Below are 18,135 nucleotides of genomic sequence, written 5' to 3'. Positions count from 1 at the left end.
CGATGGACGCCACGGCACTTCTCCTGTCGCGATTGCAGTTTGCCTTCACCATCTCGTTCCACATCATCTTCCCGTCGTTCACGATCGGCCTTGCCGCCTGGCTCACCGTGCTCGAAGCCTTGCACTTGCGGACCGGCAAGCCGGTGTACCGGACGCTGTTCGAGTTCTGGCTCAAGATCTTCGGTGTCGCCTTTGGCATGGGCGTCGTGTCGGGCGTCGTCATGGCGTTTCAGTTCGGCACCAATTGGAGCGTGCTGTCGAAGATGTCGGGGCCGATCCAGGGCCCGCTGCTGTCGTACGAGACGTTCACCGCCTTCATGCTGGAGGCGAGCTTCTTCGGCATTCTCATCTTCGGCCGCAATCGTGTAGCGCCATGGTTCTATCTGTTCTCGACCGCGATGGTGGGGCTCGGCACCACGCTATCGGCGTTCTGGATCATGACGAACAATAGCTGGATGCAGGCGCCGGTCGGCTATGTCCTGCAGAACGGCCAGTTCGTGCCCGACGACTGGGCGGCGATCCTGTTCAACCGCGTGGTGTGGGTGCGCTTCCCGCACATGCTGCTCGCATCCTATCTGACCGGCGCGTTCTGCGTGGCGGCGACGGGAGCGTGGTACCTGCTGCGGCGAACCTACTACGTCGAGGCGCGGGTGATGCTGCGCATGGGCCTTTCGCTTGCGGCGGTGCTGCTTCCGATCCAGCTCTTCATCGGACATCTCGTCGGCGACTACGTCCATGATTATCAGCCGGCGAAATTTGCCGCGATCGAGGCCCGCTGGCATGACGAGCAGCCTGCCTCCGAAGTGCTGATCGGAATTCCCGATTCGAGCACGGAGTCCAACAAATACGCGATCAGCATTCCCGTCCTCGGCAGCATCATCGGCAGCATGAGCCTGACCTCGAAGGAGGTCGGGCTGACCAGCTTCCCGCCGCAGGACCGGCCGCCGGTGGTCATCCCGTTCTTCACCTTCCGCATCATGGTCGGCTGTGGCCTCGTGATGCTGGGGCTGGCCTGGCTCGGGACCTATCTCGGCTTCAAGCATCGCCTCGAGCGGAACCGACCGCTGCTCTGGGGCATCTTCCTCAGCTTTCCGCTGCCGTGGATCGCGATCCTCACCGGATGGTACACCGCGGAAGTCGGCCGTCAGCCCTGGACGGTCTATGGTGTGCTGCGCACGGCCGACGCGATGACGCCGTTCCTGACGGCCTCGGCCGCCATGACCTCGCTGATCCTGTTCGTCATGGTCTATGCGTTCATCTTTTCGTTCGGCACCTACTACATCTATCGGCTGCTGCGCGCCGGTCCCAGCGCGATACCAACTGTCACGCCCGACACCGCCGCGCCGAACCGGCCGATGTCGCTCGCCGACCAGCCGGCCGCCGCGCGCAGCTATATCAGCGCAGGAGAATAGCCATGGTGATGTTCTGGGTCGCGCTGCTCGCCATCAGCATCCTGATCTATCTGCTGCTCGATGGATTCGATCTCGGTGTCGGCATGCTGTTCGGCCTGACCAGCAGCAAGTCGGACCGCAACGAAATGCTGCACACGGTTGCGCCGGTGTGGGATGGCAACGAGACCTGGCTCGTTGTCGCGGGCGTGATCCTGTGGGGCGCCTTTCCCGCCGCCTATTCGGTGTTGCTCTCCGCCTTCTACATCCCGGTCATCGTCATGCTGCTGGGCTTGATCCTGCGCGGCGTGGCATTCGAGTTTCGCAACAAGGCGCTGGCCTCGCGTTGGGTATGGGATCTCTCTTTTTCGGCCGGCTCGCTTGCCGCGAGCTTCATGCAGGGGGCGATGGTCGGGGCGCTGGTCGAAGGACTGCAATTCACCAATGGAGAATATTCCGGCGGCGCGCTCGGCTGGCTCACCGCATTTTCGGTGCTGTGCGGTATCGGCCTTTGCCTCGGATACGCGCTGCTCGGGGCCTGCTGGCTGGTGAGGAAGAGCGAGGGTTCGGTTCGCGCCACCGCGCGTCGACAGATCCCGTTCCTTGCGATCAGCGTGCTGGTGTTCCTGGTCGTCGTCTTCGCCCATGCGCTCGCCGAGAACCTTCCGATCCTGGAGCGGTGGACCGACAGGCCGTATCTGTTCGTGTTTCCGGCGATCGGTGCCGCAGCGGCGCTGGTGCTTGCCACCAGCATCCTGCACCATGACGATTACTGGCCGTTCCACATGGTGGCGACGATCTTCGTCACTGCCTTCGGCACACTGGCGCTGTCATTCTGGCCCTACATGATCCCTTCGGTCCTCACGATCGAGGAGGCGGCCGCGCCGCATTCCAGCCTCGCCTTCATGTTCTGGGGCGAGGGCCTGTTCGTGTTCCCGCTCATGCTGCTCTACGTCGTGATCGGCTACCGCGTATTCCGCGGCAAGGTCGGTCCCATGACTGATCATTACTGATGCGGCATGAGCAGGGCGGCATCGTTCCTGATTGATTGGACTGCGGGTCGGCTTCCTGAAGCAGGACGGCTCGCCGACCGGCTGCGTGTGCCGGCGTCGGCGCTGCTGTTTGGGTTGCGGCTGTGGGCAGGCGTTTGCCTCGCCCTCTATCTCAGCTTCTGGCTTCAACTGGAGAATCCCTCCTGGGCCGGCGCGTCGGCCGCCATCGTGAGCCAGCCGCACCTTGGAGCTGCGCTGCGCAAGGGCTGGTTTCGCCTGATTGGAACGGTGATCGGCGCCGTCGCAATCGTGGTGCTGGCGGCATTCTTTCCGCAACAGCGGGTCGGCTTCCTGCTTGGACTGGCGCTTTGGGGCGCAGGCTGCGCTTTCATGGCTACGCTCCTGCGCAATTTCGCGTCCTATTCCGCAGCGCTCGCCGGCTATACCGCGGCGATCGTCGCAAGCGACTTGCTTGGCGCCACTGGTGGCGCCAATGGCGAGGTCTTCATCCTTGCGGTGAGCCGCGCCAGCGAGATTTGCGTCGGCATCGTGTGCGCGGGCCTGGTGATGGCGATGACGGATTTCGGCGATGCACCAAGCCGGCTGGCAAGGGAGATGGCGGCGCTGGCGACGGAAATCCTGGCTCAGCTCGTCGGCACCTTGAAGGGAAGGAGAGAGGAGCCGGCGGAATCCCGCCGGATCGGATTCGGTCTGGCGCAACGGATCGGCGCTCTCGATGCCGTCATGGATGAGGCCAGCGGCGAGTCTTACGAGATCCGCTATCACCTGCGGGAATTGCAGACGGCGTCGGTCGGCCTTATCCGCGCGCTGTCCGCCTGGCGAAGGGTGGCCGTCCATCTCGATCTGCTGCCAGGCGAGCAAAGCCGGCATGAGATCGGCCAGATCGCGCGCAGCTTTCCATCGGAACTGACAGCGCAATCCTCCGGCGCCGTGATGGCAGCACAAGACGATCCCGCCCGTTTGCGGATGTCATGTGCTGCGGCAGTGCGTGGATTGCTCGCCATCCCATGTGCAACGCCATCGGTTAAGCTGGTCGCCGATGAGGCGGCGCGGTCGCTGCTTGCCCTTCGAAGGGCGCTTGGCGGCTTGCTCGTGTTGACTGATCCCGCGCAGCCCGCTCGGGCGCACCGGCCTGTGAGGCGCCCAGTCGCGGACTATGCCCCTTCGCTTCTCAACGCGGCGCGGGCGTTCATCGCGATCGCCGCGGTCGAATTGTTCTGGGTGGTGACGGCGTGGCCGAACGGCGCGTTCGCCGTCGCCTTCGCGGCAATCGCGCTCACCTTGTTCTCGGCCCGACCCGATCAGGCCTATGCGACCACCATGCTGTTCATGGTCGGCGCCGCCATCACCACCGTGCTCGCGGCCATCGCCAATTTCGCGCTCCTGCCGCAGATGACGTCCTTCGCCGGCCTTTGCCTTGTGATCGGCCTCGTGCTCGTTCCGGCCGGCGCGGTGATGACGCAACCATGGTTGCCGCCCGTATCCATCGCGCTGACGGCGACTTTCATTCCGCTGCTCGGGCCGGCGAACCAGATGACCTACAATACGCTGGCCTTCTACAATGTCGCGCTGGCGATCTTCGTGGGACTCGGCGCAGCCGCCCTGGCGTTCCGCCTGGTGCCACCGCTATCGGCGGAGCTCCGCGTCCGCCGTCTGCTGGGGCGAACGCTGCGGGAGTTACGGCAGCTTGCGAGCAATCGGCGCGAACTGACGTCGGACGCGTGGGAAGAGCGGATCTACAACTACCTGCAGGCGCTGCCCGAGCAGACCGAGCCCGCGGCGCGCTCTGACCTTCTGTCGGCCCTGGTGGTGGGCAATGCCGTGATCCGGCTTCGCCCGGTCGCCGGACGCTTCGATCTTGATCCGGAGTTCTCCGGCGCACTCGATGCCATCGTCCAGGCAGATACCGTGGCCGCTATCGAGCGTCTCGCCGACTTCGACGGCAAGCTTGCCGCAGTGGCACGCACGACGGCGGGATTGCGCGTCAGGGAGCGGGCGCGCGGCAGCATCCTCGTGCTGTCGGAGACGCTCGCACAGCACAAGACCTATTTCGAAACATCGCCGCCATGAGCTTTTCCGAGATCAACCTGTTTGGCGTCTATGTCGCCCCGATTTCGCTGCTGATGGTGGCGGCCTGGCTTATCCTGGTCGCGCTGCGACGGATGGTGGCCGGTCTCGGCCTGCTCCGCCATGTCTGGCATCCGGCGCTGTTCGTGCTCGCGGTTTATATCATCGTGCTTTCATGCGTGGTTTTGGCGGCAGGGTACTGAGGTATAGCGATGTCTGAAGTTCAGACGCGATTTGATCACATTGGCGACGCGGCCGACAGCAAAGTTCTGCTGCGCTCTTCGGCAAACGGAGCGAGCCGCAGGATGTCGCTCAGTTCCGTGATGCCGGTACTGCTCACGCTAAGTGCCGTCGCGGTGGCGGCTTTGTTCGGCTGGTTCGCGTGGGACGTCTATATGGGGCGGCCGTGGACCCGCGACGGCATGGTGCGGGCTTATGTCGTGACCGTCGCGCCGGAGATTGCCGGGCGGATCGTCAACCTGCCGGTTGCCGACAACCAGATGGTGCACAAGGGCGACGTGCTGTTCGAGATCGAACCGAACGATTACCAGATCGCGCTGGACGCTGCCCGCGCCCAGGTCGCGCGCGACCAGGCCGCGCTCGACTACGCGCGCGCCAACGAAGGACGGCAGGAGACGCTGCGGGGACAAGGCTGGGTCTCGGTGGACGTCTTTCAGCAATCCGCAAGCTCGATGCATCAGTTGCAGGCCGCCGTTGCCGCGGACCAGGCCGCGGTCGCCAAGGCGGAGCTCAATCTCAGCCGCGTCACCGTTCGCTCGCCCGTCAACGGCTATGTGACGAACCTGCTGGCCCAGCGCGGCGACTACGCCAATATCGGCCAGAACCTGGTCTCGCTGGTCGACTCCGATTCCTTCTGGGTCGACGGCTATTTTGAGGAGACCGCGCTTGGAAGGATCCGTGACAATGATCCGGCAACCGTGCGCTTGATGGGCTACAGCCAGCTCATCCGTGGCCACGTCGGCGGGGTGTCGCGCGGCATCACTGTCGCCAATGCGCAGGCGGGGCAGGGCGGGCTCGCTTCAGTCAACCCGATCTTCACCTGGGTGCGGCTCGCCCAGCGCATACCGGTGCATATTCACATCGACGAGGTGCCCGATGGGGTGCGCCTCGTCGCCGGCACGACAGCGAGTGTCGAGGTCGGCCGCTAAGCCTGCCGCGATTTGGCCCTCGATCCTGGGTCGGCTGTTTTGTCGCAGGCATGGCAGGAGCGCCGGATGAGCATGGTTGCGCCCTGTTCCCGGCACCTCCGTAGAATTGCGGAGGTTCCCTTGATGTGTTCTAACGTCGGGGTCACCAAGTACCGGAAAATTTACATTTGAGTCCAAAACACCCGTCTGCAGCCGTTCGGTGTTCTCACACGGCCATTGCATGCGGAGATGGCGCATGAAGCCGCTCGCGTCGCCTCACGAGCTGACGAAAGACCAGGAATCAGTCGTCTTCGTCGTCGACGACGACGAGAGCGTTCGACGAGCGCTTGCGAACCTGTTCCAGTCGGTGGGCCTGGGGGTGCAGGAGTTCGGCTCGGCCGCAGAGCTGTTGCGCAGCAAGCTGCCGGATGTCGCGAGCTGCCTGGTGCTGGACATCCGGCTGCCGGGATTGAGCGGGCTCGACCTCCAGCTCGAGTTGACCAGGGCCGGCATCCACATTCCCATCATCTTCATGACTGGTCACGGCGACATTCCGATGAGCGTCCGGGCCATGAAGGGTGGAGCGATCGATTTCCTGACCAAGCCGTTCCGCGATCAGGACATGCTCGATTCCGTGATGACGGCGATCAAGCGCGATCGCGAAAGGCGCGAGGCGGAGAAGGCCGTTACCGGCCTGCGAGAACATTTCGAGACCCTGACCGAACGTGAACGCGAAGTGCTCGCTTTGGTGGCTGCGGGGCTCATGAACAAGCAGATCGCGGCGCAGATCGGAGTTGCCGAGATCACCGTCAAGATCCATCGCGGCCGCGTCATGAGGAAAATGGGCGCAAAATCGCTGGCCGAGCTGGTCAGAATGGCCGAAATGATCGGGATTCGCCGCCCATAAGTGTGGGCGAGAAACCTAAGTATGATTTCCCCGTGCGTTGATAGAGCGCATTTTATCATTACCAGCGCACGGTCCGGAGAAGCGGGTACCGGCTTTTCCGCGCGACAAACGGGGAGGGTTTGCGCGCAGATCGTGTCCGAAACAGCAATCTAGGGCGGGCTGACGATCCGAGGAAAAGTCATCTCGCGCTAGCGGATCCTATTCCCGTTTCCCCAAAGGACAGCGATTTTGCCGACAACACCGATGATTTCCATCATCGACGACGATGCGTCCGTCCGTACCGCGACCGACAATCTACTGAGGTCTTTTGGTTATGGCGTTCTCACGTTCGAGTCGGCTGACGAGTTTCTGCAGTCGGATGCGCTCGACCAGACCTCCTGCGTGATTGCAGACGTCAATATGCCCGGGACCAGCGGCGTCGAGCTCCTGTTTCGTCTGCGCGCCCGGGGCAAGCAGATACCTTTCATCTTCATCACGGCCTTTCCCGAGGCGGCCGTGTCCGCGCAGGCCGCAAGCGCGGGCGCGGTCTGTCTCTTGACCAAGCCCTTCGAGACAGACAATCTGATTCAAAACCTTGAACAGGCGCTGCAGGGGGATGATGGGCAAGGTCCGGACCGGTAAGGTCTGAATTCCTCAGCCGGCCGCCTTTCCGATGCCATCGGTCGGCAGGCCGGACAGGTCCGGATATCACCAGAACCGCAGCTCGGTCGCTCTTCACGGCTCGTCCAGTCCTGCCACACGGAAATTCAACGGCTCTTGAGTTGGAAGAAGTCCTGGGCGACCGTAAGCAGGTATACCACGATCGGGCGGCACAAGGAGCATTCGGCATGTATCCGGGCCAGCGTAGCAGCGACACAGGTGCGCCCGCCTTGTCCGTCAATCCGCCGCGGGCCTCTTCAGATTGGCGTTTGGGACTGACCGATATCGATCAGACGCCTTGGGTGACGTTCTCCCGTTACGCGGTTGCGATCTTGTCGGTTGCCGCAGCTCTGTTCGCCTCCAAGGCCGCGGTTGAGTATCTGGACATCGAGCCGTACGTATCGCTGTTTCTGTGCGCGATCATGTTTGCTGCCTGGTTTGGCGGCATCGGCCCCGGCCTGCTGTCGACTGCGCTTGCGGGCTTGGCGTTCGAGTATTTTGTCGCGAGTCCGATCAATACGTTCGAGCTCGATATTCATCAGATCCCGCGAGTGGGCCTGTTCTTGATTACGGCGCTGTTCGTCAACTGGATCAGTGCGGCGCAGCGAAAGGCGACGAGATCACTGGAGCTTTCCCGCCGCGACCTGCTGGCCGCGCTCGAAGGGCAGAAGCGGACCGAGGCCCGCCTGCTGCGGAGCGAAATGTACCTGGCTGAGGCCCAGCGGCTGAGCCGGACCGGCAGTTTCGGCTGGAAGGCGGCAACCGGCGAGATCAGTTGGTCGGAGGAAACGTTTCGGATCTTCGAATGCGATCCGGCGACAACGCCGACACTGGAACTCGTTTTGCAGCGCATGCATCCCGAAGACCGGGAGTTCGTGCAGCAGAACGTCGAGCAAGCTTCCCGGGATGGCGTGGATTTCGATCACGAAGCCAGGCTGGTGATGCCGAATGGCGCGGTGAAGCATATCCGTGCCCTGGCCCATGCCGTGAAGGATTCTGATGGCCTCGAATTCATCGGTGCGGTGACCGACGTCACAGCCGCCAAGCAGGCCGAGGCCGCGCTCAACGACGCGCAGGCCGATCTCGCGCACGCCACGCGCGTCATCACGCTCGGCGAGTTGACATCCTCCATCGCCCACGAAGTGAACCAGCCGCTGGCTGCGATCATGTCGAATGGCGAAGCCTGCCTGCGCTGGCTCGATCGCGGCACGCCGGGCTTGGAGCATGCGCGGCGTTCGGTGGAATGGATCGTCAAGGACGTCAGCCGGGCGGCCGAGGTGATCGGGCGTGTCAGGGCGCTGGCACGTAAGACCGATACGGAGCGGGCGCTGCTTGACATCAACGAGGTCGTCAACGAAGCCCGCGCGCTGATGCGGCGCGAGCTCTCGAGCAAGCACATCACGCTGCGCACCGAACTCGCGGACGATCCGCTGATCGTTCGGGCCGACCGGGTTCAATTGCAGCAGGTCGTCATCAATTTGGTGATGAACGGCATCGAGGCGATGCAGCCGGTCACGGATCGACCGCGGGAATTGCTGATCCGATCGCAGCGCAGTTTCGACGCCGATCAGGCCATCCTGATCATGGCGGATTGCGGCGTCGGCTTCTCCGACGAGAACGCAGAGCGATTGTTCAATGCGTTCTTCACGACCAAGTCGACCGGCCTTGGCTTGGGATTGTCGATCTGCCGCTCGATCGTCGAGGCTCATGGCGGAAAGCTGTCCGCCTGCCGCAATGCCGGTCCCGGCGCCACCTTCCAGTTCACCCTGCCTCTCCATGAGGATGTCAGGCGGGCGCAATGAGCCCGGTTCACCTCTCCCGCTTGCGGGAGAGGTCGCTGCGCCTCGGCGCAGCGGGTGAGGGCTCTATCCCCACGCTTGAACAGCGTGAATCGCGGAGAGACCCCCACCCCGCCCTCCCCCGCAAGCGGGAGAGGGAGCTGAGCATCGGTCGTGGATGCAGCGCGGCATGATACCCAGGTTCATGCCTTCATGATACCCGGGCTGTTGTCGGGCCACTTCGCAATCGTCGCTTCGTCGACGTTGAGATGCTGCGCTACCAGCTTGGGCGGCGTATGCGTGAGCCAGTTCGTCAGCGAGACTTCCTCGTAGCGGGGCGCGCGGAACACGCCGACGAATTGCAGGTCGGTATCGCCGACATTCTCGACATAGTGTCCGTAGTTCTTCTTGACGTAGCCGATGTCGCCCGCGTTGAAGTCCATCGTCAGCGCGTTGGGGCCGGTGTTGAACACCGTCATCCGGCCCTTGCCCTTGATGTAGTATTGCCACTCGTCGGCGTTCGGATGCCAGTGCATCTCGCGGACCGCGCCCGGCTTGAGGGTGACCAGCGCCGACGCAACGGTCGTTGAGACATTGAAGTTGGTGCTGTCGGCAACGTGAATCGTGCCGGCATCGGATTGCTTGAGCGGGCGCGAGCCTTCGAGCGAGAAGATGAACGGATGCGGCGGCATCTCCGCATTCTTGCTCATCGCGGCGCGGTCGGCAGCCAGGTCGCCGGGCACGGTGCCCTGGAATATCCAGAGGTTGTGCAGCGGAATCTTCGCGAAGCTGTCCGCAGGAACGCCGAAGTTCTTGGCGAGCAACTCTGGCGGGGTATGGGCCATCCAGTCCGACAGCAGCAGCGTATTGAATTCATCGGCGTGGCCGTCATCGAAGCAGATCACGAATTCGCAGCCGTCGGGTCCGAGGCCCTGCAGCGAGTGCGGCGTGCCGGCCGGAAAATACCACAGGTCGCCCGCCTTCACGTCGCCGACATAAGGCCGCCCCTGCGTGTCGAGAACGGTGACGCGGCAGGTGCCATAGGTCATGATCGCCCATTCGGCGGCCTGATGCCAATGCAGCTCGCGGATGCCGCCGGCGGAAAGGCGCATGTTGACGCCGGAGATTTCCTTTGAGATCGCGAAATCGTCGACCGTGACCTGTCGCGCCCAGCCGCCGTTCTGGATGCGTCTCGGTGCATTGTTGAAGGACGCCCATGTCGTGGGGAGACCACCTACATCGGTTGGAGGCGGAGTGAATGCGGATGGAAACTGCTTTGCAATAGCTGGATTCTGCGGACCGGGATCGGTCAAACTTCCAGGCGACTTGGCATTGATGGCGCCCTGCGGCGGCTCGTCCGGGTTACCGAAACTTGCAGCATGCGCGGATGCGGTCATTGCGGCTCCGACAGCCGACGCTGCCAGAAGATCTCGTCGCGAGAACATGAGCTTGATACTCCAAAGAGATGATCGAACCGGCACAGATCCGCTCATCAGCGGCCCGTTCATCTGAGAGCTAGGCAGGCGCGGCTCGTTTTACTTTCCGCAATGACACGCTTTTTCCGGAACGCACTGCCGCGATGACAGATGACGCGCAGTTGCGTGAGCGCGACGCGAAAGCTCCTGACGCGGCGAGCGATGCGATTGCGCAAAACCAGGCTCGTTTTGGAAAGACGTCCATTGGACGGCTCCCCTTAACTCAACCGGTCCTGCCAATTCTCAAAGGTCTTTGCCAATGACCGTTCGCAAATCCATCCGACCCTATCATCAGCCGGCCGGCGGATGGGGAGCGCTCAAGGCGTTGAGCGAGCATCTGATCGAGCAGCGTGTTCCGATAAAGGGTGCGACGACGCTGAGCCGGATGAACCAGCCCGAAGGATTCGACTGTCCCGGCTGCGCCTGGCCGGATCCGAAGCATACGTCGTCGTTCGAATTCTGCGAGAACGGCGCCAAGGCAGTCGCGTGGGAAGCCACCGCCAAACGCTGCACGCCGGAGTTCTTCGCCGAGCACTCCGTCACCGAGCTGTCCGGCTGGAGGGACTACGATCTCGAAATGGTTGGTCGGCTCACCCATCCGATGATCTATGACAGGGCATCCGATCATTACCGTCCGGTAGGCTGGGACGACGCTTTCGCGATCATCGGCCGTCACCTCAACGCGCTGCCCGACCCTGATATGGCGGAGTTCTACACCTCGGGACGCACGTCGAACGAAGCCGCTTTTCTTTATCAGCTCTTCGCGCGCGAATACGGCACCAACAATTTTCCTGATTGTTCGAACATGTGCCACGAGGCGACCAGCGTCGGCCTGCCGCAGTCGCTCGGGGTGGGGAAGGGCACCGTGCTGCTCGACGATTTCGACAAGGCGGACTGCATCTTCATCTTCGGCCAGAATCCCGGCACCAACAGCCCGCGCATGATGACAAATCTGTGGAAGGCATCACGCCGGGGTGCCGCGATCATCTCCTTCAATCCGTTCCGCGAGCGGGCGCTGGAGCGCTTCTAGTACCCGCAGAATCCCATCGAGATGGCGACGTTGTCGGCAACCAGGATCAGCTCGCCGCTCTATCAGGTGCGCGTGGGCGGCGACATCGCCGCGCTCAAGGGCATCATGAAGGTGATGGTGGAGGCCGACGAAGCCGCGCGCGCGAGCGACCAGCCCGAGATCCTCGATTGGGATTTCATCCGCGGCCATACCGTCGGCATCGAGGCGCTCATTGCGGATCTGAAAGCTGTGCAATGGCCTGATATCGAGCGGCAGTCTGGTCTGTTGCGCGAAGATCTCAAGCATGCCGCGCACGTCTATATGAAAGCAGAGCGCGCGATCATCGTCTATGGCATGGGCATCACCCAGCACAAGCGCGGCGCGTGCAATGTGCAGCAGCTTGCCAACCTCGCGCTCCTGCGTGGCCACATCGGACGCGAGGGTGCAGGCCTCTGTCCGGTGCGCGGCCACTCGAATGTGCAGGGCGATCGTACCGTCGGCATCACCGAAGTGCCGACAAAGGAATTCCTCGACCGGCTGGAGCATCGGTTCGGCTTCAAGCCGCCGACGGCGCACGGGCATAACGTGGTGACGGCGCTGGAAGCGATGTTGCGCGGCGAGGTGAAGGTGTTCGTCGCCATGGGCGGGAACTTCGCCGCGGCGATCCCGGACTGGCAGCAGACGCAGGCCGCGTTACGCAATCTCGACCTTACGGTCCATGTTTCGACCAAACTCAACCGGAGCCATCTGATCCACGGGCGCGATGCGCTGATCCTGCCGTGCCTCGGGCGCACCGAGGTCGATATTCAGGCGACCGGACCGCAATCGGTCACGGTCGAGGATTCCATGTCGATGGTTCACGCCTCGGGCGGCCGCAACAAGCCGGCCTCCGAGCATCTGCTGAGTGAGCCGGCGATCATCGCTGGAATCGCGCGCGCCACCCTCGGTGACCGCAGCGTGGTGGATTGGGAGGCCTTCGTCGCCGACTACGACCGCATTCGCGATGCGATTGAGGACGTGTTCCCGATCTTCCAGGGCTACAACGCCCGCATCCGCGTGCCCGGTGGTTTCCATCTCACCTCGACGGCGCGTGAGCGCATCTGGATGACGCCGTCGGGAAAAGCCAATTTCCTGCTGTTCGAAGGATTGGGCGAGGATAGCTGCGAGAGCGATCCGGAGATGCTGTGGCTGAGCACCATCCGCAGCCATGACCAGTACAATACGACGCTCTATTCGATGTCGGACCGCTATCGCGGGGTATACGGCCAGCGCGACGTGGTGTTCCTGAACGAGCTGGAAATGAAGAAGCGCGGCCTTGCGGACGGCGACCGGGTCGATCTCGTTACGCTGTCGACCGATGGGATGGAGCGCAGCGTGCACAATTTTCGGGTCGTCAGCTACTCCTTCCCGAACGGCTGCTGCGCCGCCTACTATCCCGAGACCAATCCGCTGGTGCCGCTCTATGCGCACGATCCCATGAGCTTCACCCCGTCGTCGAAGGGAATTCCGGTCCGGATTGTGCGATCGGAGATGGAACAGGGCTAGGGCGGGATACTCGGAGCGAGTGAAGATCACTTTCTCTTCCCGCAAGCGGCACGGCTATCGCATATCAAATAGAACTTGGTAAGCGGTCCCTTTGCGGCCCATCCTTCGAGACGCCCGCCGTTGGCGGGCTCCTCAGGATGAGGTCTGATTTCGCGGCGAAATCTTAGACCCTCATGGTGAGGAGCGCCGCTTGCGGCGCGTCTCGAACCATGAGGCCCGCCTCGCTCACAGCCGCGCTGCCGCAAGCGAGGTGAGGCAGAAATCGCGGTCAGGCGGCCGCATTCTCATTCACGCCGAACCGCTTCTCGAATTCTGCGACGTTGACGATGCCACGGCGGTGCGTGCCCTCGCCGATCTTGCGCTCCTCGTTCCAGGCCTCGACCGCGAACAGGACGTGCTTGGAATCGAGCTCGATGACGCGAGCAGTCGCGCGCACGGTCTGGCCGATCGGGGTTGCCGCGAGATGGCGGACGTTCATCTCCATGCCGACGCTGACAAATCCTTTCGGCAGCGCGGCTGAGATGGCGGCGCCTGCGGCGATTTCCATGTGCAGGATCATCATCGGGGTCGCATAGACCCGCGGCATGCCTGGCACGAAATGTGCGACCGTCAATTCCGGCGTCACGATGATCGTCGTCTCTGCGGTCATGTCGAGTTTCAACAGCTCACGTGCATCCATATCCGCTTCCTTGTTCTGCGACCGCCGCAACCACTTTCTTGGCGGGCCGCTTGCCGATATTGCCGAGCCATTCGCCCAGCCTGTCGAGATAGAGGTAGACCACCGGGGTCGTGTACAGGGTCAGGACCTGCGACAGCATCAGGCCGCCGACGATGGTGTAGCCGAGCGGCTGGCGCAGCTCCGACCCGGTGCCGGTTCCGACCATCAGCGGCACGCCACCGAGCAGCGCCGCCATGGTCGTCATCAGGATCGGCCGGAACCGCATGGTGCAGGCCCGATAGATCGCCTCTTCCGGGCTCAAGCCCTCGTTGCGCTCGACCTCCAGCGCGAAGTCGACCAGCATGATGCCGTTCTTCTTGACGATGCCGATCAACAGGATGATGCCGATGATGGCGATGACGGTGAGATCCATGCGCACGGCCATCAGCAACAATAGCGCGCCGATGCCCGCCGAAGGCAGCGTCGACAGGATCGTGATCGGATGGATGAAGCTCTCATAGAGCACGCCGAGGATGATGTAGATGACGATCAGCGCCACGCCGATCAGGAGCGGGGTGCCCGACAGCGACGACTGGAAGGCCTGAGCGTTGCCCTGGAACGACGTTGCGAGCGACGCCGGCTTGCCGGTTTCCTTTTCGATACTCTGAATGCCGGTCACCGCCTCGCCCAGCGACGCGCCGGGCTTCAGGTTGAAGGAAATGGTGACCGACGGAAACATGCTCTGATGGTTGATGAGGATCGGCGCCGGCTTGATCTCGCTCTTCACAAGCTGGCTGAGCGGCACCTGCTGGCCGCTCGCGGAATTCACGTAGATGTCCTTCAGCGCCTCGGGCCCGTACTGGAAGCTCGGATAGACCTCCATCACGACGTGATACTGGTTCAGTGCAGTGAACATGGTCGAGACGATGCGCTGGCCGAACGCATCGTCGAGCGTGTTGTCGATGGTGGAGGGCAGGATGCCGAAGCTCGACGCCACCTCGCGATTGACGGTCACGTCCAGCATCGGTCCGGCGTTGGCCTGATCGCTGGCGACGTCGGTGACGAAGGGAAGGGCCCTGATCCGTTCGAGGAAGATCGCCGACCAATGCGTCAGCTCGTCGGAATCAGCATCGGTCAACGTGTACTGATACTGGGTCTTCGACAGGCGCGCGCCGATGGTGATGTCCTGCGCGGCCTGCATGTAGAGGGTGATACCCTGGATATGAGCGAGCTGCGGCCTCAGGCGGTTGATGATCTCGTCCGCGCTCGCCTTGCGCTGCGGCTTGGGCTTGAGCATGATGAAGATGCGGCCCTGATTGAGCGTCGCGGTCGGCCCGCCCGGCCCGATGTAGCTCGCGACCGAATCGATCGCGGGATCCTTCAGCAGCGTGTCGACCAGCGCCTGCTGCCGCTCGGACATCGCCGGGAACGAGATATCCTGCGAGGCCTCGGTGATGCCGACGATCTGGCCGGTGTCTTCCTGCGGGAAGAAGCCTTTCGGAATGATGACGTAGAGATATCCGGTGAGCGCGATCGTGCCCAGCATCACCATCAAGGTGATGAAGCGATGGCGCAGGACGACTTTCAGGCCGCGGGCATAAAGCGCGAGCAGGGAATCGAAGCCCCATTCGAAAGCAAGATAGATCCTGCCATGCTTCTTGTGGCTGTCGTCCTTCAAGAGGCGCGAGCACATCATCGGCGTCAGCGTCAGCGAGATCACGAGCGACAGCAGCAATGAGGCGGTGATCGTGATCGCGAATTCCTGGAACAGCTTGCCGACATAGCCGCCCATCAGGAACAGCGGGATGAATACGGCGATCAGCGACAGCGTGATCGACACGATCGTGAATCCGATCTCGGCTGAGCCCTTGAGCGCAGCCTGCATCGGGGTGAGGCCTTTCTCGAGATGACGCACGATGTTCTCGATGACGACGACGGCGTCGTCGACGACGAAGCCCACCGCAATCGACAGCGCCATCAGCGACAGGTTGTCGAGGCTGTAGCCCAGCACGTAGAGCGCCGCGAAGGTGCCGATCAGCGATAGCGGCACGGTCACCGCCGGAATCACGGTCGCCCAGAGATTCCGCAGGAACAGGAAGATCACCATCACCACCAATGCGACCGTCAGCATCAGAGTGAACTGGACGTCGGCGACGGCGGCGCGGATGGTGGTGGTGCGATCGGCCGCGATCGTCACCTTGATCGCGGGCGGAATGGAAGCCTGAAGCGTGGGCAATAGCTTCTTGATTCGGTCCACGGTCTCGATGACGTTGGCACCGGGCACGCGCTGGACCGCGAGGATGATCGCCGGCTGCTTGTCATACCACCCGGCCAGCAGGTCGTTTTCCGGAGCCTCGATCGCCTTGCCGATATCGCGGATCCGCACTGGAGAGCCGTTGCGGTAGGCGATAATCAGTTCGTCATAGGCTTGGGGGTTGAGCAGTTGATCGTTGGTATTGAGCGTGTAGGTCACGCGCGGGCTGTTGAGCGTGCCCTTCGGCAGATCGACATTGGCGCCGGCGATGACGGTGCGAACGTCCTCCAGGCTTATTCCCCGTGCCGCAAGCGCCTGCGGATTGACCTGGATGCGGATGGCGGGTTTCTGCTGACCGCCGATGCCGACGAGGCCCACGCCGGGAATCTGTGAGATCTTCGGCAGCAGGATGTTCTCGGCATAGGCATCGACCGTGGTCATCGGCAGCGATTCCGAGGTCAGCGCGATCAGCATGATCGGCGTCTCGGCCGGGTTCACCTTTCGGATCGTCGGTGGGTAGGGGATGTTCTGGGGCAGATAGGGGCTGGCGGCATTGATCGCCGAGAGCACGTCGACGGCGGCGCTGTCGACGGTGCGCGAGAGCTCGAACTGCACGACGACCTGGGCGACACCGAGCGCGCTCGACGACGTCAGTTGCGTGACGCCGGGGATCTGGCTCAATTGCTGCTCGAGCGGCGTTGCGACGGAAGATGCGATCGTCTGCGGATCGGCGCCGGGCAATTGCGCCGAGATCTGGATCGTGGGGTAGTTGACATTTGGCAGTGCGCCGACCGGCAACAGCGGATAGGCGGCAAGCCCGCACAGCAATAACCCGGCCATCAGGAGGACGGTCGCAATCGGCCGGGCGATGAACGGTGCCGAGAGGTTCATGGAATGGCCTTCTGCACCGAGCTTTGCAGGTCGGCTTCCGTCGCGGCCTTGCCATGCAATTCCCTGACGCGGCTGCCCTGCTGCAGCCTGTATTGTCCATCGACCACGACGGTCTCGTTGGCCTTGAGCCCGTCGTCGATCAGCGCCTGCCCCTGACTGATCTGCCCGACCTTCACGGAGCGCAACTGCGCGGTGCCATCCGGCGCCACCACGTAGACATAGGAGCCGGTCTGGCCCTGCTGGACCGCGGAGGCGGCGATCGTCAGCCCATCCGTTCGGGTTTCGAGCAGCAGGTTGACGTTGACGAGCTGGCCGGGCCAGAGCCGATGCGCGGTATTCGGAAACTCGGCCTTGAGCTGGATGCTCCCTGTCGTCTGCACGATCTCGTTGTCGACGAGGAGCAGCTTGCCTTCATCCAGCTTGATCTTGTTGTCCTGGCTGTAGGCGATCACCTTTAGCGGCCCCTTGGCCATCTCCTGCTGGATCTTCGGCAGATAGGTTTCGGGCAGGGTGAAGATCAGTGAAATCGGTTCGATCTGGGTGACGACCACCAGTCCGTTCGGATCGGTCGGGTGAATGATGTTGCCGACGTCGATCTGGCGCACGCCGGTCACGCCGGGAATCGGCGACGTCAAGCGCGTGTAGCTGAGCTGGATCTTGGCCTCGTCGATCTGGGCCTGATCCGCCTTCACCGCGCTTTGCAGTTGCGCCACCTGCGCCTGTTGGGTCTGGACCAGTTGCGGGGTGGCATAGCCCTTGTTGCCGAGCTGGGTGTAGCGCGCCAGATTGGCCTGCGCGTTCTCGAGCTGCGCATTGTCGCGGGCGAGGTTCGCGGTGAGCTGCTCGATCTCCGCCTGATAGGGCCGCGGATCGATCTGCGCCAGCAGATCTCCCGCCTTGACGGTTTGTCCTTCGACGAAGGTGATTTGGGTGATCTGTCCCTGGATCTGGCTGCGCACAACGTCGGTATTGTAGGCGATCACCGTGCCGACGCCGGTCAGATAGATCGGAACGTCGCCGCTGGTGACGGTCGCCGCAACCACCGGGATCGGCGCCGGCATCGGCACTGCGGCGGCTTGCTCAGACGGCAGCGAGCGCCTGAAATACCAGAATCCGCTGCCCGCAAGCACCACGAGCAGAACGACCAATGCGATCGCGATCTTTCGCTTCACGGCATGCCTCGCAAATGTGTCTGTCTCAGCAGCCGCTTGGCGCCGTTGTCGTTGTTGTCGCGCCATCCATCGGGCAAGGCATTGCTTCGGCTGGAGGCGAAGAGTCTATTGGCGATGACGTAGGTAATGGGAGCGACAGTGCCGGACTGAGGCCTGCGCCGCCCAGTTCAGTTGAGCCCAGGGGAATTCCG

Annotated in this window: 12 protein-coding genes and 1 pseudogene; 9 read left to right on the top strand and 4 right to left on the bottom strand. The window is 62.9% G+C overall.

Annotation, left to right across the window (positions count from 1 at the left end; translation table 11 throughout):
* Nucleotides 1-2: 2 nt before the first annotated feature.
* The 8 genes from ACVJGD_RS17140 (at nt 3) to ACVJGD_RS17105 (ending at nt 8,964) form a co-directional block, all read left to right on the top strand.
* The gene (locus ACVJGD_RS17140) at nt 3-1,412 is read left to right on the top strand and encodes a cytochrome ubiquinol oxidase subunit I (protein WP_456635448.1); all 1,410 of its coding nucleotides are present in this window, start codon (nt 3-5) and stop codon (nt 1,410-1,412) included.
* 2 nt (nt 1,413-1,414) lie between these two features.
* Entirely contained in the window at nt 1,415-2,401 is a 987-nt protein-coding gene (cydB, locus tag ACVJGD_RS17135; protein WP_456635447.1) for a cytochrome d ubiquinol oxidase subunit II, read from the top strand.
* Between the two features lie 6 nt (nt 2,402-2,407).
* On the top strand, nt 2,408-4,471 hold the full coding sequence (locus ACVJGD_RS17130; protein ID WP_456635446.1) for an FUSC family protein: 2,064 nt from the start codon (nt 2,408-2,410) through the stop codon (nt 4,469-4,471).
* Nucleotides 4,468-4,671, top strand: a complete 204-nt coding sequence (locus ACVJGD_RS17125; protein WP_456635445.1) for a DUF1656 domain-containing protein — start codon at nt 4,468-4,470, stop codon at nt 4,669-4,671. The genes ACVJGD_RS17130 and ACVJGD_RS17125 overlap by 4 nt, the downstream gene beginning before the upstream one ends.
* 102 nt (nt 4,672-4,773) lie before the next feature.
* Nucleotides 4,774-5,637 (top strand): efflux RND transporter periplasmic adaptor subunit, encoded by an 864-nt coding sequence (locus ACVJGD_RS17120; RefSeq protein ID WP_456635444.1) that lies wholly within the window; start codon nt 4,774-4,776, stop codon nt 5,635-5,637.
* 235 nt (nt 5,638-5,872) lie between these two features.
* Complete coding sequence (locus tag ACVJGD_RS17115) at nt 5,873-6,523, top strand: response regulator transcription factor (protein WP_456635443.1); 651 nt, start codon at nt 5,873-5,875, stop codon at nt 6,521-6,523.
* Between the two features lie 243 nt (nt 6,524-6,766).
* On the top strand, nt 6,767-7,144 hold the full coding sequence (locus ACVJGD_RS17110) for a response regulator transcription factor (RefSeq protein ID WP_456635442.1): 378 nt from the start codon (nt 6,767-6,769) through the stop codon (nt 7,142-7,144).
* A 287-nt stretch (nt 7,145-7,431) separates the two neighbouring features.
* Entirely contained in the window at nt 7,432-8,964 is a 1,533-nt protein-coding gene (locus ACVJGD_RS17105; RefSeq protein WP_456635441.1) for an ATP-binding protein, read from the top strand.
* Nucleotides 8,965-9,143: 179 nt separating this feature from the next.
* On the opposite strand, the gene ACVJGD_RS17100 is transcribed toward ACVJGD_RS17105, so the two are convergent.
* Nucleotides 9,144-10,385: an oxalate decarboxylase family bicupin gene (locus ACVJGD_RS17100; RefSeq protein WP_456635440.1), complete on the bottom strand. Its 1,242-nt coding sequence runs from the start codon at nt 10,383-10,385 to the stop codon at nt 9,144-9,146.
* A 289-nt stretch (nt 10,386-10,674) separates the two neighbouring features.
* On the opposite strand from ACVJGD_RS17100, the pseudogene ACVJGD_RS17095 reads away from it, so the two are divergent.
* Nucleotides 10,675-12,969 (top strand): annotated as a pseudogene (locus ACVJGD_RS17095) (FdhF/YdeP family oxidoreductase).
* A gap of 268 nt (nt 12,970-13,237) precedes the next feature.
* On the opposite strand, the gene ACVJGD_RS17090 reads toward ACVJGD_RS17095, so the two are convergent.
* The 3 genes from ACVJGD_RS17090 to ACVJGD_RS17080 are packed head-to-tail and all read right to left on the bottom strand — an operon-like array spanning nt 13,238 to nt 17,944.
* Nucleotides 13,238-13,648, bottom strand: a complete 411-nt coding sequence (locus tag ACVJGD_RS17090) for a thioesterase family protein (RefSeq protein ID WP_456635439.1) — start codon at nt 13,646-13,648, stop codon at nt 13,238-13,240.
* On the bottom strand, nt 13,635-16,772 hold the full coding sequence (locus ACVJGD_RS17085; RefSeq protein WP_456635438.1) for a multidrug efflux RND transporter permease subunit: 3,138 nt from the start codon (nt 16,770-16,772) through the stop codon (nt 13,635-13,637). The genes ACVJGD_RS17090 and ACVJGD_RS17085 overlap by 14 nt, the downstream gene beginning before the upstream one ends.
* Nucleotides 16,769-17,944: an efflux RND transporter periplasmic adaptor subunit gene (locus ACVJGD_RS17080; RefSeq protein WP_456635437.1), complete on the bottom strand. Its 1,176-nt coding sequence runs from the start codon at nt 17,942-17,944 to the stop codon at nt 16,769-16,771. The genes ACVJGD_RS17085 and ACVJGD_RS17080 overlap by 4 nt, the downstream gene beginning before the upstream one ends.
* Between the last annotated feature and the right edge of the window lie 191 nt (nt 17,945-18,135).

It is taken from the genome of Bradyrhizobium sp. USDA 10063, assembly GCF_054063735.1.
This window is presented reverse-complemented; position numbering and strand designations above follow the sequence as displayed.